Origin of the sequence: Chitinophaga sp. CF118 (genome assembly GCF_900112615.1) — a bacterium.
Classification (GTDB): Bacteria; Bacteroidota; Bacteroidia; order Chitinophagales; family Chitinophagaceae; genus Chitinophaga.
On sequence record NZ_FOMK01000008.1, the window covers coordinates 101,059 to 116,578 of the forward strand.

9 protein-coding genes are annotated in these 15,520 nt (G+C 41.8%); 7 read left to right on the top strand and 2 right to left on the bottom strand.

Translation table 11 applies throughout. The features are described 5' to 3' along the window. Nucleotides 1-58: 58 nt before the first annotated feature. The 7 genes from BM176_RS24610 (at nt 59) to BM176_RS24640 (ending at nt 12,045) form a co-directional block, all read left to right on the top strand. A complete protein-coding gene (locus BM176_RS24610; protein ID WP_090107005.1) occupies nt 59-1,228 on the top strand; it encodes a FecR family protein in 1,170 nt (389 codons plus the stop codon). A 267-nt stretch (nt 1,229-1,495) separates the two neighbouring features. Next, nucleotides 1,496-5,008 carry a SusC/RagA family TonB-linked outer membrane protein gene (locus BM176_RS24615; RefSeq protein WP_218162273.1) on the top strand — a complete coding sequence of 1,171 codons (3,513 nt, stop codon included), beginning with the start codon at nt 1,496-1,498 and terminating at the stop codon, nt 5,006-5,008. Nucleotides 5,009-5,019: 11 nt separating this feature from the next. After that, nucleotides 5,020-6,948: a RagB/SusD family nutrient uptake outer membrane protein gene (locus BM176_RS24620; RefSeq protein WP_090107007.1), complete on the top strand. Its 1,929-nt coding sequence runs from the start codon at nt 5,020-5,022 to the stop codon at nt 6,946-6,948. Between the two features lie 61 nt (nt 6,949-7,009). After that, on the top strand, nt 7,010-8,116 hold the full coding sequence (locus BM176_RS24625) for a glycoside hydrolase family 88/105 protein (protein WP_090107008.1): 1,107 nt from the start codon (nt 7,010-7,012) through the stop codon (nt 8,114-8,116). Between the two features lie 89 nt (nt 8,117-8,205). After that, nucleotides 8,206-9,072, top strand: coding sequence for an SGNH/GDSL hydrolase family protein (locus tag BM176_RS24630; RefSeq protein WP_090107009.1), 867 nt, complete (start codon nt 8,206-8,208; stop codon nt 9,070-9,072). 75 nt (nt 9,073-9,147) lie between these two features. Then, nucleotides 9,148-10,932, top strand: coding sequence for a hypothetical protein (locus BM176_RS24635; RefSeq protein WP_090107010.1), 1,785 nt, complete (start codon nt 9,148-9,150; stop codon nt 10,930-10,932). Nucleotides 10,933-10,980: 48 nt separating this feature from the next. Continuing rightward, nucleotides 10,981-12,045, top strand: a complete 1,065-nt coding sequence (locus BM176_RS24640) for a glycoside hydrolase family 43 protein (protein WP_090107011.1) — start codon at nt 10,981-10,983, stop codon at nt 12,043-12,045. 70 nt (nt 12,046-12,115) lie between these two features. Here BM176_RS24640 and BM176_RS24645 read toward each other — a convergent pair whose 3' ends face one another. Next, on the bottom strand, nt 12,116-12,892 hold the full coding sequence (locus BM176_RS24645) for a DUF4249 domain-containing protein (RefSeq protein ID WP_177230530.1): 777 nt from the start codon (nt 12,890-12,892) through the stop codon (nt 12,116-12,118). A 1-nt stretch (nt 12,893) separates the two neighbouring features. Beyond that, nucleotides 12,894-15,224, bottom strand: coding sequence for a TonB-dependent receptor (locus BM176_RS24650; RefSeq protein ID WP_090107013.1), 2,331 nt, complete (start codon nt 15,222-15,224; stop codon nt 12,894-12,896). Between the last annotated feature and the right edge of the window lie 296 nt (nt 15,225-15,520).

Genomic DNA, 15,520 nt, shown 5'->3' on the forward strand with positions numbered 1-15,520 from the left:
AGTGTCAATATAGAAAGTAAGGTTAAACGTAACCTTAAAAAAGTTAACCAATATACACATGACGAATGACCACGACCGTCTTACAGAACTGTATAATAAGTATGTATCTAAAGAGATCACCGGGGAACAGCGGCTTGAATTTTTGACCTATGTGCGGAACTCTGCTTATACCGAGTTTATTGAGGAACTGATTTCCGGCAGCTATGAGCATCCTGAAGTACTCAACAGTTTAAGTACTGATGCCAGGGAAAGGATTTTCCAGACAATAGTAGGAAAGCATAAAATCAAAACGCCAAAGCTGGTTCGCTTATGGCCGCGTATAGCGGTTGCAGTTGCCCTGGTTACGGTCATTTCTGGAGCCTTACTATTTTATTACCCTCGTATTAATCAGCAGCATTCCAACCAGCTTGTTTACACAAATGATGTTGCTCCCGGGATATCCGGAGCTACCTTAACACTTTCCAACGGGAAGAAAATAAGGCTGAGTGATGCGCAAAATGGTGAAGTGGCTAAAGAAGCAGGCGTGATGATCACCAAATCTGAAAGCGGAGAAGTTGTTTATGAGGGGAAAGGTGATTCAGATGAACCGGGTAAACTCAATACATTATCTACGGCAAACGGGGAGACCTATAAGTTGCGTTTGCCTGATGGCTCCTACGTTTGGCTGAACTCAGCTTCGAGTTTAACATACTCTTCAAGGCTTGTTGAAAATGGAAAACGTACTGTAAAACTCCAGGGTGAGGGCTATTTTGAAATTGCTAAAGATAAGTCCCATCCATTTGTAGTGGCTACAGACAAACAGAACGTGGAAGTTTTGGGTACGCATTTCAATATCAACAGCTATCCTAATGAAACGATGGTGTCCACTACGCTGATAGAAGGCTCTGTTAGTGTGATTGCAGGCAATTTAAGACAGGTGATCAAACCAGGTGAGCAGGCCGTAAATAATGGCAATAGCATCAAAGTAAATGAGGTAAACACGGAGAACGTGATAGATTGGAAAAATGGTGATTTCAATCTGGACGAACTTGATTTCAGAGTAGCGATGCGTAAAATAGCCCGCTGGTATAATGTAGATGTTATTTACGAGGCTTCTGTACCGGAGAACATTAAATCCGGAGGTTGGATTTCCAGGAAGAGGAGCTTGTCTGCAGTGTTGAGGCTTATTGAATCATCCGGTCAGTTACATTTTAAAGTTGAAGGAAGAAAAGTGTATGTAGCCAAATAGAATTAACAAGATTGGTAAAGCCATTAAAATTGAAAGAAAATGAGAAAATATCTGCAGGTAGAACATCAATAAAATAAGAAAACCAGAAGTGTGTGGCACTCCTGGTTGCGTTTGGAACCATTATTAAAACTAAAAGTGTTAACGCAGAATGCCAACAGTTTTCGACCGCCGGAGGCAGGCTGCTTTAGAACCAAAACTGATCAAATGTATCAAATTTATACTAACCCTAGTATAACGAGCGCGTTATACCCTAAAATATGGCTAATTATGCGATTAACCACCGTCATACTAATAGCATCCCTAATGCACGTGAGTGCTGCTACTTTAGGCCAGCGAATCACTATTGAGCAGAACCGCATTACATTAAAATCTGTCTTTAAAGAAATCAGAAAACAGAGTGGTTATGATTTTTATTATGAGGGTGGGATTATTTCTGATGAGGAGCTGAAAAATGTAAAGCTGAATAATGTGACAGTTGATGAGGCATTAAAAACTGTGCTGAAAGATTTGCCATTTACTTACGTGATTGTTGATAAAGATATAACCATTAAGAAGAAAGTGAAAGCCTCCTTTCCGGACAACCCTATTGTTAAGTTTCCTGCTATTGATGTCAGGGGTAAGATTCTGGGTGAAAATGATCAGCCAATGGCCGGAGCTACCGTAGCAATAAAGGGGAAAGACAGATCGGTAAAGACTGATCAGAATGGTGATTTTTATCTGGCAAATGTTGACGGGAGTGATAAACTGGTTATCAGCTATATCGGCTATGAGAACATGGAAGTTAATGTGGCTGCGGATATGGGAAATATTAGATTGAGGCGCACCATTAGTGCGCTGAATGAAGTAATGGTGATCGGCTACGGTACGGCCAGGAAGAAAGACCTCACCGGTGCTATTACACAGATTAAGCCTGATAAAATTGCCGATGAAAATCCCCGGACGGTTCAGGATATTCTAAGGGGTACGCCCGGTTTGACTATCGGGCTGGATGCATCGGCAAAAAATGGCGGTACCATCAACATGCGCGGGCAGCGTTCTGTTTATACTGCTGGCAACCATAATTCCCCATTGTTTATCCTGGACGGGATGATCTTCTACGGCGAGTTATCCGAAATCAATCCTGACGATATTGAACAAATGGATATACTCAAAGACGCTTCGGCCGCAGCCATTTATGGTGCACAGTCTGCCAATGGAGTAATTATTATTACCACTAAAAAGGGAAAACAGGGTAAGCCCAGGATCAGCTTTACCTCAAATGTGGGGCTTTCAACCATGGCGGCCAACCGGCGGGTTTTTGGTCCGGAAGGATATTTAAAATACAGGCAGGACTGGTACATGGGAGCCTCTTACGGCACCAATCCGGGTACCGGTAATTATGAGCCCTATGTAGCTGGAGAGTCTGCCGGTAAGCCGGGGTTTTACGAAAAACCAACGGAGGATGTGTTGTCTAAATATGGCATAACCGGGGCAGACTGGAGAGCTTATTCTGTTAACGAGGCGGGTGCTTCTGATGATCAGATATATGCAAAACGTATAGGGCTTGGGCACAACGTTTTGAATAATTTCCTTGCCGGAAAAACCTTTGACTGGTACGATCATAGTTTCCGCAAAGGTATCAACCAGGATTATAACCTCAGCGTTTCCGGTGCCAGTGATAAGATAAATTATTATATGTCTTTCGGGTACCTTTCTAACCAGGGGGTTATTGTAGGAGATAATTACAAGGCTGTACGTTCTAACCTTAAAGTAGACGGCAAAGTAACAAACTGGCTAAACATTGGTGCTAATATAAATTTCCAGGATCGCTCAGATGGAAATATAGCTACAGACTGGGGTAGTGCAATTACTTTTAACAGCCCTTTTGCCTCTTACAGAGATGAGAAAGGAAACCTTGAGATATACCCGCAGGGATCAACGCTTACTGGTCTTGTAAGAGGCTATAATTATGATTATAACAAGCAGTTTCAGGATCTTGAAAGCGGCTATACTGTTTTGAACTCTATTTTTACGGCTAAAGTAAAACTGCCTTTTAATATAACCTATTCATTTAACGTTTCGCCCCGGTATCAATGGTTCTTTAAACGCTATTTTACATCATCAGCACATCCTGATTGGAGACCGGGTTCAAAAAAGGCAGGAGTAAACCGCGAAAACAGTAAACGTTTTGACTGGTCGCTCAATAATACCATCAACTGGGAGCACACCTTCGCTACAAAACACCGTGTAAATGTAACGCTGGTGCAGGAGGCAGAAGAACGCCAGTCCTGGTCGGATAATATTGAAGCCTGGGATATAACGCCTACCGATGCCTTAGGTTTTCATGAAACTAAGGGTGGCGACAAGTTATTGAGTGAGTTTAATACAAGTGATGGCCGCCATACGGCAGATGGTATGCTGGCCCGCCTGTTCTATTCTTATGACGACAGGTATATGCTTACCACTTCTATACGCCGCGACGGGTACTCGGCATTTGGCGCATCCAATCCACGCGCCACATTCCTGTCTGTTGCTGTAGGCTGGACCTTTACCAACGAAAAATTCTTTAAGTGGAATCCATTGAGCAATGGTAAACTGCGATTGTCTTACGGCCAGAACGGAAACCGCTCACTCGATGACCCCTATGTTGCATTGGCAAATCTTGCCAGTGGGGCAGGTACCCAGGGTTATATAAATACAAACGGCGACTATATACAATTTCAATACCTGCGAATAGATCGCATGGCTAACAAGCATTTGCAATGGGAAAAAACAGCCTCTTTTAATGTTGGTTTAGATCTGGGTTTTCTTGATAATCGCATTACAACAACACTGGATTATTTTCAGATGTCTACTACCGATATGATCATGAACCAGTCCTTGCCGGATTTTTCAGGATTTAGCAGCATTACTACCAATTTAGGTGAGGTGCAGAACAAAGGACTTGAACTATCGGTAACCTCGCAGAATATTACACAAAAAAACTTTAACTGGAGCACCACCATAGGGTTTTCAAAATATAAAAATACGATCAGGCACCTTTATTACCAGTATGTGGATGTGCTGGATGCAAACGGCAATGTGGTGGGAAGTAAAGAGGTTGATGATATTGGAAATGAATGGTTCATTGGTCAGCCCATCAGCTCCATCTGGAATTACAAGGTAACAGGCATCTGGCAGGTTAATGAAATTGATGAAGCGGCCAGGTACGGGCAGCGTCCCGGCGATCCTAAAGTGGCCAACAACTATACCGCAGATGATATAACTGATGCCAGTGGAAATATTAAGCCTGTTTACAACGATAAAGACAAGGAGTTTCTGGGTCAAACGCAGGCACCCATCATGTGGTCATTACGCAATGATTTTGTGTATAAAAACTTTAACTTTTCTTTCAGCCTCTATTCCTACTGGGGGCATAAGAGTCTTAACAGAGCTTATCTGAACCAGGATAACGGAACTTCGACGATTAGCCAGGGCCTTGCTAATACGTATGAAAAACCGTACTGGACACCAGGGAACCCAGGCAATTTCTGGGCTCGCTTAGAATCAAAAGGGCCAGCGGGTCTTAATGATCCCCAGAGGGTATTTGACCGTTCCTTTATCAGGCTTGATAATGTAACCCTGGGATATACATTGCCCAATAAATTAACCTCCTCCATTAATATAGAAAAATTAAAAGTTTTTGCTTCTATACGCAATGTAGCCGTATGGAATAAAGATAAGAACTGGCGTTACTGGGATATTGAGACTACCCAAATGGCACCAAGAATATTTACACTTGGTTTAAATCTGAATTTTTAAACGAATTAAGGATGAAAACGAATAATTTTTATATATCGGTTCTTTCTGTAATCGGCATAGTGTCTGTTACTTTCTTTTCAGGATGCTCGAAGGGTTTTTTGAACCCGGATCCACTCTCGTTTTACGAGCCTGAAGTTACATTTTCAACCCGTTCGGGTCTTGAGGCAACCACCTCGATGCTGGACCGGCACTTACGTACCTATTGGAGCCATTTGACAACAAGGGATATATCTGTACCCATTAGTACTGAATATATGCTATCAGATATGGCTGTTTCGGGTAAAACAGATGATGGTAATATTTTTGCCGATGTGGCTACGCGTCTTACCCCTACAGACGGTATGCATAACAATGATGTAAACATGATATCTTTCTTTTGGGGCGAAACCTTTAACGGTATTAAGTATGCCAATACGATTACCAGCTTTATTGATAATGTACAGGGTTTGGACCAGGCTACTAAGCAAGAGTTCCTTGGGCGGGCTTATTTTCACAGGTCTTTCCGTTATCTGGCGCTTTGCTTTCAGTTTAAGGATGTGCCGCTGGTAACCAAAATATTATCTGTACCTAAACAGAACTATAAGACCACCAGCCGCGAGGCCATTCTGGAAATGATCACCTCCGATATGGAGAAAGCAGTAGTGTGGGTGCCCGAACAATCGCAAATGGCTTATATCGGTATGATCAACAGGGGGGCTTGCCGTCAGTTGCTGATAAAATGCTACCTGGCCACTGGCCAGTGGGATAAGGCCATTGCCCAGGCAGATACCCTGATTAACTTCTCAGGCTACACGTTAATGAACGCAAGCTTCGGTGCATTTGACAACCCCTCACCGGTTGCCTGGCCTGTTATCCGCAACGTAATATGGGATTTGCACCGGCCGGCAAATAAAGCTATTGCAGCCAATAAGGAAGCCATTCTGGTAATGCCTAACCGCGAGGGTACAGATGCTACTATCAGATATAAATCGATGCGCAACTGGGGGCCTATGTGGAACCAGAATGCATTGAAATCACCCGGAGGAAAGGTGCTGCTATCGGTGGCCAGGACCGATTCCAGATACAGAGCCGAATATGATATTAACGGTGCTGTAGGAAGAGGGCTGGGTATGATCAGGCCTACCCATTTTGCACAATACGGCCTTTGGTCCGTTAACGGGTTGGACGATACTACCGATCTGCGCCACAGCAGCACTGTAGGAAACTGGGCCCGTATGGAAATGCTTAAATATAACGATCCTACAGATCCTTATTACGGACAAAACCTGCGACTGTACAATGGCTCCACGCTTTTGTGTACAGATACAATCCGCAGCTGGTTCAACTGGCCGCATTATAAAATATTTATAGAAGACCCTGTATTTCTCGCAACTCCCACCTCCAATAGAAACGATGGCGGAGCTGCCGACTGGTATTGCTATCGTTTGGCAGAAACCTATTTACTGAGGGCAGAAGCGCAATTTTATAAGGGAAATGTTGGGGCGGCAACTGAAGATGTAAACGCAGTGAGAAGGAGAGCCAGGTGTAGCCAGCTCTATACGATCGTAACCATTGGCGATATTGTAAATGAACGTGCCCGCGAATTGTATATGGAAGAATGGAGACACATGGAACTGAGCAGAATATCGTATAGCCTGGCTTTAAGTGGCAAAACGGATGAATGGGGTAATAGCTATAATGTAAACACCCTGTCAAACAACAACTACTGGTATCAGCGTATTGAACATTACAATGATTATTACAATAAAAACAAAGTGACCGTAAGGAATAGAAGCTACACCATAGCGCCGCATAATATTTACTGGCCAATTCCTCAAAATGCAATAAACTCTAATCTATATGGAAAATTGAGCCAGAATGCCGGCTATAGCGGTTATGATCCAGGTGTTGAGATGTGGACCAGGTGGCAGGATGCAGTAGCTGATGAGAACAAGAACTAAGAATGGTTCTGTAATTAACCAATCCCGTAATTAAATTAAAACAAGTTCAAAATAACCTACTATGTATAAGAGACTATTCTTATCGCTGCTCGCAGTATTTGCTTTTCAATTATCGTTTGCCCAGCACGAAGAGCTGACTAGCTTTCCTAAAGGATCAACGCCCCAGGAAGTGGGCAAGCGCCTGGCCTATCATTTTGTAAACAGCAGGCATGATCTTTATGCCGGCAGGTACATTCATTACGCCGGAGTATGTAGCTGGAATGGTGCATTGGATTATGCATTGAAAGCCCGGGACGGGAAGCTTATCAAACTCCTGCAGGATAAATTTGAACCATTTTTTACAATCGAAAAACCGCTGTTACCTCCTATGAACCATGTGGATTACAACATGTTCGGTAGCCTGGCGCTAAAACTTTACCAGATAACAAAAGATGAACGCTATCGGAAAATGGGCCTGGCTTATGCAGATACACAATGGGAATTGCCCCAGAATGCAAACCCAGAGGAGAAGGCCTGGGCAGATAAAGGTTTTTCCTGGCAAACACGCCTGTGGATCGATGACATGTATATGATTACCGTGTTACAAAAAGAGGCCTATAAAGTAACCGGCGACCGCAAATATATCGATCGGGCGGCAAAAGAAATGGTACGCTATCTGGATGAACTGCAACGCCCGAACGGACTATTCTACCATGCCCCGGACGTTCCATATTATTGGGCAAGAGGAGCCGGCTGGATGGCAGTAGGTATGCCCGATCTGCTTCGTGAGTTACCTAAAGACCACAAAGACCGCCCGCGCATTATGCAAGGTTACCTTACCATGATGAAAAGTCTGAAAGCATACCAAAGGCCGGGTGGTATGTGGAACCAGCTCATTGACGAACCTGATTTCTGGGCAGAAACATCTGGCACAGCGATGTTCACATATGCGTTTATCGTTGGTGTGCGGGAAGGATGGCTTGATGCTGCGGATTATGCCCCGGCAGCCCGAAAAGCATGGTTAGCTATGGTTTCATACGTTGACGAACGTAACAATGTAACAGAAGTTTGTATCGGAACAGGCAAAAAGAACGATAAAGAGTATTACCATGACCGTCCACGTAATGCGGGAGACCTTCATGGGCAGGCGCCTTATCTCTGGTGTGCGGCTGCTCTTTTAGGGAAATAGTTGGGTAGTTTTTAACCGCCGTTGGTGTTGAAGGCTACGTGAAAAGGCCATGACACCAACGGCTTAACCTAAAAAAAAATTATAAACAGATGAAAAAGACATTCTCAGTATTAGTTTTTTCAATTTTCGTTTTTTTAGGCTGCTCAAAGGTTGGAGTTGGAGATGAACGGAAGATGAGAGATGAATGGAAGAAGATAGCGGAAGTGCCCGACACATCGGTATTTGAAGGTAAGAACCTGGCGACTTTTGGAAACAGTATAACAGCTGCAGAAAATAGCTGGGCTTATCAGCTTTTCAATGAATTAAAATTTAAGAATTTATATAATGGTGCTATAGGTGGTTCTATCTGGAGCAAAAGAAAAAGAACCACTGCCAGCGGTAAAACGATAAGGACACAAAATTATAATGATCCTGATTTTGCAGGCATAAGCAGCAGCAATGCCGCAAATCCGGATGACTTAGAGTACCAGAAACGTATCAACAATTGTGCGATAGTACATATACAGAAATATTTAAGCGACACAACAGCCCCAACCCCGGATTTTATAATTCTTTCGTACGGAACGAATGACCTTAGCAGTGCTGCTGTATTGGGAGATACAGCAGCAGTATTGCGGGAAGAAAATCTGGATAGTCTTGATCTGAATACAATAGCCGGAGCTGTAAAATGGTGCATTAAAACGCTTAAAACCAAGTTTCCTGATGCGAAATTATATGTATCGCTGCCCTTACAAGCCGAAAGCGTGAATAGAAATAAAGACAATCTGAAAAAGATAGGCATAATAAAGAAAATATGCGATGGAACGTTGGTACCGTATTTTGATTGTTATGCAGAAAGTGGTATTACACAGGAAAATAGTAAACAATATTTACGCGACGGATTACATCCGAACGAGAGTGGAAAAAAAGTACATGGAGATTATATAATAAAGAAATTAAAAGAAGCAAACGAGTAACTAAAATTGCCTTTTGCGGGTCTGTTAACTATAGTGTTGACTGGTCCGGTTTGTATAACATCAAAAAGTTAAACAATGAATCTGAAAGAAAATTCCACGAAAATGGTCGCTTTACTAACAACGGTATGTTGTCTGTTTTCGGCCTGTAAAAAAAAGAATAATCCGGACAACGGTAATAAACCGGAACTGCACAAACTAACCCTTCTTCAGATTACACCCATCGAAAACCTCAATCAGGGTACAGCAAACATCAATTCCCACGTTGATGTTACCTCACGCTCATCTCTGAAAATGAATTTTCGAAGTTATGTGGGTTTAGGTCAGAGTGCGCTCGGAGTCACTAAGCCTAATTACCCCCGTATAAAAAAGATGGCAAATGGTAGTTACATTATGTTTTACCATAACAACCAGATTGGCGCGAGTTGCGACTATGCTATAAGCGCAGACTTAAAAACATGGAGCCCTAAAGGTAAAATCTACAAAAATTATGCAATTACCGATAGTAAAGGGGGCGCAAATGAGCGCCGGTTTTCAACTTGTGATGCAGTGGTGCTGTCCAATGGCGACATCTTAGCAGTAGCATCATACCGGGCCAATATAGGATACCGGGAAAGACCTCTCGATGCCGGTCTTGTGCTGAGGCGAAGTAAAGACAATGGCAATACCTGGAGCGATCCCATAGAAATCTATCAGGGTGTTAACTGGGAACCATATCTGTTACAGCTTCCTTCTGGCGAAATCCATTGTTATTTCACAGATAGTGACCGTACCTTAATAGAAGGAACAGACACCGGTACCGCAATGGTGGTATCCGATGATAATGGTAATAATTGGACTCCTTCTTTTGGAGCATCCCCCTTTTATGTGTTGCGTACAAAACATGTGAAGAATGGGAATACATACTTCAATAACCAAATGCCCTCGGTTATAAAACTCAATAACAGCAACGAACTGGCTGCCGCCCTTGAAGCTAACATCGGCAATTACAATATCTCGTTTGCGTACTCCGGAGAGGATGGTGAATGGACACATCTTGCTGTGACTGAAGAGGGACCCGAAGACCGCAATGACCTTGCTTTTCTGGGAAGTGCGCCATATATCAGACAATTTTTATCAGGAGAAACGGTGCTTTCCTATAACTTGTCTTCCAAATTTCATCTGAAGGTAGGCGATGCAAAAGCCCGTCACTTTGGCGAAGCTTATACTCCTTTTTCCGGTGGATATTGGGGCGCATTGGAGCTTGTAGATAACCATCAGATTATAGGAGTAATGCCAAACACCGGCAATGGCGAGGTTATGCTGTCCAGGTTTATACTTAACCATAGGATTAACGCTACGCAACGAAACGTTACAGTAGACGGTGACAATTCAGAATGGAAAGATACGGACGAAGCACTTTTTGTAGGCGAAAAATCACAGGCGCAGGCAACGCTCAGGTCTGCAGTTGACAAGGATAATGTATATTTTCTTATCGAAGTGCTTGATGATGTTATTTCGAGCGATGATTATGCAACAATTTTTATAAGCCCTGTTACAAGCAACGATACATTGGGCAACGAAGCCTGCCGAATAAAAGTATCATACGATGGAATGAGAGATTCTTACATTTATAATGGCGGCTGGACAAATGATAGTGTAGAAGCAGTAGTAAAAGCAGCTTATCGGGGCACTATCTCCCAAAATCAGGATATAGATCATGGCTATGTTGTTGAACTGGCAATTCCGCGTTCAAAATTAAATATTAAATCAGGGCAGCTACTTGTTAACTTCTCTATTACAGATAGCGGGAGTAGTGAAGATGCTATTTTTAATACTACCTCAACAAGTACTGCGAAATGGATACCAGTGATGGGATTGTAGCATAACCATCACAATATTAGTATTATGAATTTAGTATCAAATAAGACTATGAAAAAGATATATTTTAGTTTATTGTGCCTGCTCATGACTGTTTTTAGTGTGAAAGCCCAGATATCCACCGGAAACCCATTGCCCATACCTTTTGGAGATCCTTATGTGCTGTATGATAACGGAAAATACTATATGTACGGTACCGGAGGAGATGTTAAAGATGGGTTTGGAGCCTATTCATCAGGCAATTTAAAAGACTGGAAGTTTGAGGGTCAGGTTTATTATCACAACAATAAGAATGGATGGGGTGTACATTCGTTCTGGGCTCCGGAAGTTTATAATAGAAATGGTAAATATTATATGTTCTACAGCGCCCAGTGGAAGCACAACCCTACAAAAGAAAAAGAAAATTTCAAAATTGGGGTGGCCGTTTCAGATAAACCAACCGGCCCTTTCATAGATATAAATAACCGCCCTATTTTTAATCCTGAATATCCTGTCATAGACGCTAATCTGTGGTTTGAAAATGGTAAAACCTATTTATACTATTCCAGATGCTGCTATAAACACCCTGTAAAAAGTGAAGTAGCGCAGTGGGCAAAGACAAAAGGATGGTATGATGAGGTGGAAGAAAGTTGGGTATATGGTGTAGAGCTGAAGTCTGATTTTTCAGCCATAATAGGAGAGCCTGTTCTGTTACTCCGGCCACCGGTTAAAATGGGAGACTTGAAAGATGAATGGGAAAGCCGTTCAGTAACATCCAGGGAAGTTAACAGGAGATGGACCGAAGGATCATATATTTTCAAAAAAGGAGAAATTTATTACATGATGTACTCGGCAAACAACTTTGACGGGCAGAACTATGCAATAGGATATGCGACTTCAAAAAGTCCACTGGGACCATTTAAAAAAGCGGCGAATAATCCTGTTTTACAAAAAAATGGTGAGATAACAGGAACTGGCCACAATAGTATTACCCACACGCCAGATGGTAAGGAAATGCTTTGTGTATATCATGGACGTACCAAAGCTACAGGACACCAAAGACTAGTGTTTATAGACAGGATGGAGGTTAGTAAGGACGGTAAGTTAGTGGTACATGGACCAACTTTGAAAGATTGATATCCTTAAAGCTCCAGGTTCACGATGACAGGTAATTCAATTAGCTGCTTTCCATCGGGATTAGTATTTTTCAGAACACTTCAGATTTAATATCAACACTTTCTGCGCCAAAATATCCCAATGCATTATTCGATATATTAGAAGGTGGATTTGATGGCGTAACTGTTGAATTCCCGCTATTGGATTGTAGTACATAGAAATAATTGTAAATATTCTTATCAACATTAGCCATAATTACTGTAACATTATCCCGTGCCTGTATGTAGGCACTATCCATATACAGCTCTTTTCTGATGAACTTCCCATCACTGAGCCTGTCGTCCATTGCATAAAATGCTTTGTAAGGAACATTATTTACCAGAACAGTAAAGACGTAATAATTAGTGACATCAGGCGGATCCTGGAAATTCACCTGCGGCAGATTTCTTGTCTCATTGAATATTTTTTGACGTGAAAATGAGAGAAACGTCATTGCTACATGTTTCGGCATGGTAGAACTCGCGGTATATTCCTTCCCGTCAATAATCACCGAAAGCTTGTATGTATGGCCAACCTGCCCAATCAGGTTATGAGATATATAATTGCCGGGAGTTGTTTCCGTGAATTTATCCAATACATTATCGTTGCTATCCAGCACGATAACCTGAGCATTGGAAATAGGCGGGTAAGTATTTTGTGCATCGAAAGGCACGGTTTGATTTATTGTTATATAATAAGGACCTCCTGCATTCGTAATGTTCCCCTGGATAACAATTTGAGGAGGAACTGATCTGAGTTGTACATCAATAGTTTTGGTACAGCCGGTCAGGAATATGATTGTTGATATTGCTATAAAGATGGTTTTCATACTAAAAGGCGAAATTATAAGTAATAGAAGGAACCCAGCGGAAAAGAGCAGTTTGCACAGCGATGGTACGTGCAGGATTCGCTGGATCATTTTTGAATTCTATGGTGTAAGGGTTTTCCCTCCCATAAGCATTATATACAGAAAAGTTCCAGCTGCTATTCCACCGTTTCTTTTTTTTGCCATCCAGGGTAACTCCTACATCTAAACGGTGATAAGCTGGCATACGGTAGCCATTCCGTTCTGTATACAGGAATACTGTTTTATTATTGATCTCGTATTTACCGCTGGGATAAGTAACTGCATTGCCTGTATTATATACCCAATTAGCAGAAAGTGATACCTTCCTGGTAAGCTGGTAAATGGCTACTATGGCAATATTATGTGTCTGGTCCTGGTGGGCAGGATACCAACTGGCATTATTGATGCCATCTATTTGTCTCTCTGTGTGAGATAGTGTATAACTAATCCATCCTGTCAGATTACCATTTTTTTTCTTTGCAAAGAGTTCCAGTCCATAAGCCCTGCCTTTTCCATATATTAGCTGAGATTCTACATTATCGTTTGCTTCTAATGCTGCTCCGTTTTTAAATTCAATCTGGTTTTGCATATGCTTATAATAAACTTCAGAAGAAAGTTCATAACGGCCATTGCTGAGATTGTGGTAATACCCAACAGATAGCTGGTCTGCGATTTCTGGTTTTACATTAGGGCTACTCAGAATCCAGAGATCGGCTGGGCTGGTTGAGGCAGAATTACTGATCAGATGAACATTTTGAGTATTCCGGGTATATGCAAATTTTATAGAACTGCTGGTGTCCATCTGGTAGCTTGCCGAGGCACGTGGCTCCAGGTTTAAGTAGGTCTTTACCACTTGTCCGCCGGAATAATGTGTAGAATCGATAATATCTCCTGCAATATTATATTTATAAAATTGTCCCGGGCCAAATACATTGAAGACTGAGAGTCGCAGGCCATAATCTACTTCCCATCGGGTGCCTATACGTTTTTCATGGTCAATGTAGGCAGCACTTTCAAGTGCATACTTCTTAGTTAATGCTTCTGAATTATAGTTAGAAGACTCATTAGCATCCATCAAACCAGGGTTGATATTATGGTGTGTGGTGGTAAAGCCAAAGTTCAATTTATCATTGCCCGTCATGAAATACTGAAGATCTTCTTTCAATGATAGATCTTTAATTTCGGATATTATCTTCACATTGCTTGAATTGTTTGCGATTTGTATGTTATTGTTATAATCACTATATAAGAGCGTCATGTTAGAGAACAGATGGCTATTGAAGTTATGGTTCCATCTGAATGTACCGGTTGTATGCCCATAGTACAGTGCCGATTGATTCGATAGTTCCAGGTTGTCTTTACCATTATAGAATGAAAAGAAGATCCTGTTATGATCATTCAGATTATAATTGACCTTCGCATTAATATCATAAAAGTAAAGACTGGAATTTTTCGCGTCTTCATTGGAAGATAATTTTGTTAAAAGATCGGCGTAGGTACGGCGGGCACTGACTATGAAAGAACCTTTATCTTTTACAATAGGGCCTTCGAAGTTTAAGCGTGATGCAATAATACCGATACCTCCGCTACCATGGAACTCCTTGTTATTACCATCTTTAGTTCTGATATCTACTACAGAAGAAAGACGACCTCCATATCCAGCTGGCATGGCACCTTTATAGAGAGTAAGATCTTTGATGGCATCAGAATTAAATGTGGAAAAGAAGCCCAGCAGGTGCGTAGCATTATATATAGGTGCTTCATCCAATAACAACAGGTTCTCGTCCATATTGCCACCGCGAACATAAAATCCTCCGCTACCTTCACCAGCGGACTTTATACCGGGAAGTAGTTGTATTGTTTTAATAATATCCTTTTCTCCAAGAAATACCGGAATCTTTGCAACTTCATTTGTGTTGAGTTTCTGTAATCCCATCTGTGGTTTTTTAAGTTCGTCATGGGCACTTTCTGCTCTAATAATTACTTCTGATAGATTATCAGTGGTAGGGATAAGTGCAACGTTCCGTGTAAGATTTTTAGTTAATGAAATGGATATAGTGTCCTGCTTATATCCCGTGTAACTGACCACCAGGGTATACTGGCCTTCCGGAAAAAGAATAGCATAGAAACCGTAGTTGTTACTGCTGCTGCTGTACTTTAATTGTGGGAGAACGCGTATAGATGCACCTATTAGGGTTTCACCGGTAGTTTTATCACTAATGATACCATTGATCGTATACTTTCGCTGGGCAAGGGTTTGTTTAACTGCTATCGTGGAGAAAAGCAGGACCAATACGCCAATTTTTTTGTACATAATAAGGCTTCTTTTTTAATAGGTATATGTGTTGCCGGGTTTCTCGCAAGATATTTTTTTGATTGTTTACGTTTTGTTAATTTTAATTAGGAGGCCTATTTACTATAAAAATGATGCGATCTTAAAGAAGATATCCAGCTTTATTGTACAGTATTGCTATATGCATATAAACCTGACAAGAATGCTTTACTGCATCCCTAAGCTTTCCCAATGGACTCGCTTTCTTTAGATAAAATGCGTGGAGAGATCTTTGTGCAATTGCCCCTGAATCTGGAGTCGTCGGAATTATTCCCCGG

Coding starts and splice junctions, on each gene's coding strand:
- BM176_RS24610 (WP_090107005.1), top strand. CDS start 59: ATGACGAATGACCACGACCGTCTTACAGAACTGTATAATAAGTATGTA.
- BM176_RS24615 (WP_218162273.1), top strand. CDS start 1,496: ATGCGATTAACCACCGTCATACTAATAGCATCCCTAATGCACGTGAGT.
- BM176_RS24620 (WP_090107007.1), top strand. CDS start 5,020: ATGAAAACGAATAATTTTTATATATCGGTTCTTTCTGTAATCGGCATA.
- BM176_RS24625 (WP_090107008.1), top strand. CDS start 7,010: ATGTATAAGAGACTATTCTTATCGCTGCTCGCAGTATTTGCTTTTCAA.
- BM176_RS24630 (WP_090107009.1), top strand. CDS start 8,206: ATGAAAAAGACATTCTCAGTATTAGTTTTTTCAATTTTCGTTTTTTTA.
- BM176_RS24635 (WP_090107010.1), top strand. CDS start 9,148: ATGAATCTGAAAGAAAATTCCACGAAAATGGTCGCTTTACTAACAACG.
- BM176_RS24640 (WP_090107011.1), top strand. CDS start 10,981: ATGAAAAAGATATATTTTAGTTTATTGTGCCTGCTCATGACTGTTTTT.
- BM176_RS24645 (WP_177230530.1), bottom strand. CDS start 12,892: ATGAAAACCATCTTTATAGCAATATCAACAATCATATTCCTGACCGGC.
- BM176_RS24650 (WP_090107013.1), bottom strand. CDS start 15,224: ATGTACAAAAAAATTGGCGTATTGGTCCTGCTTTTCTCCACGATAGCA.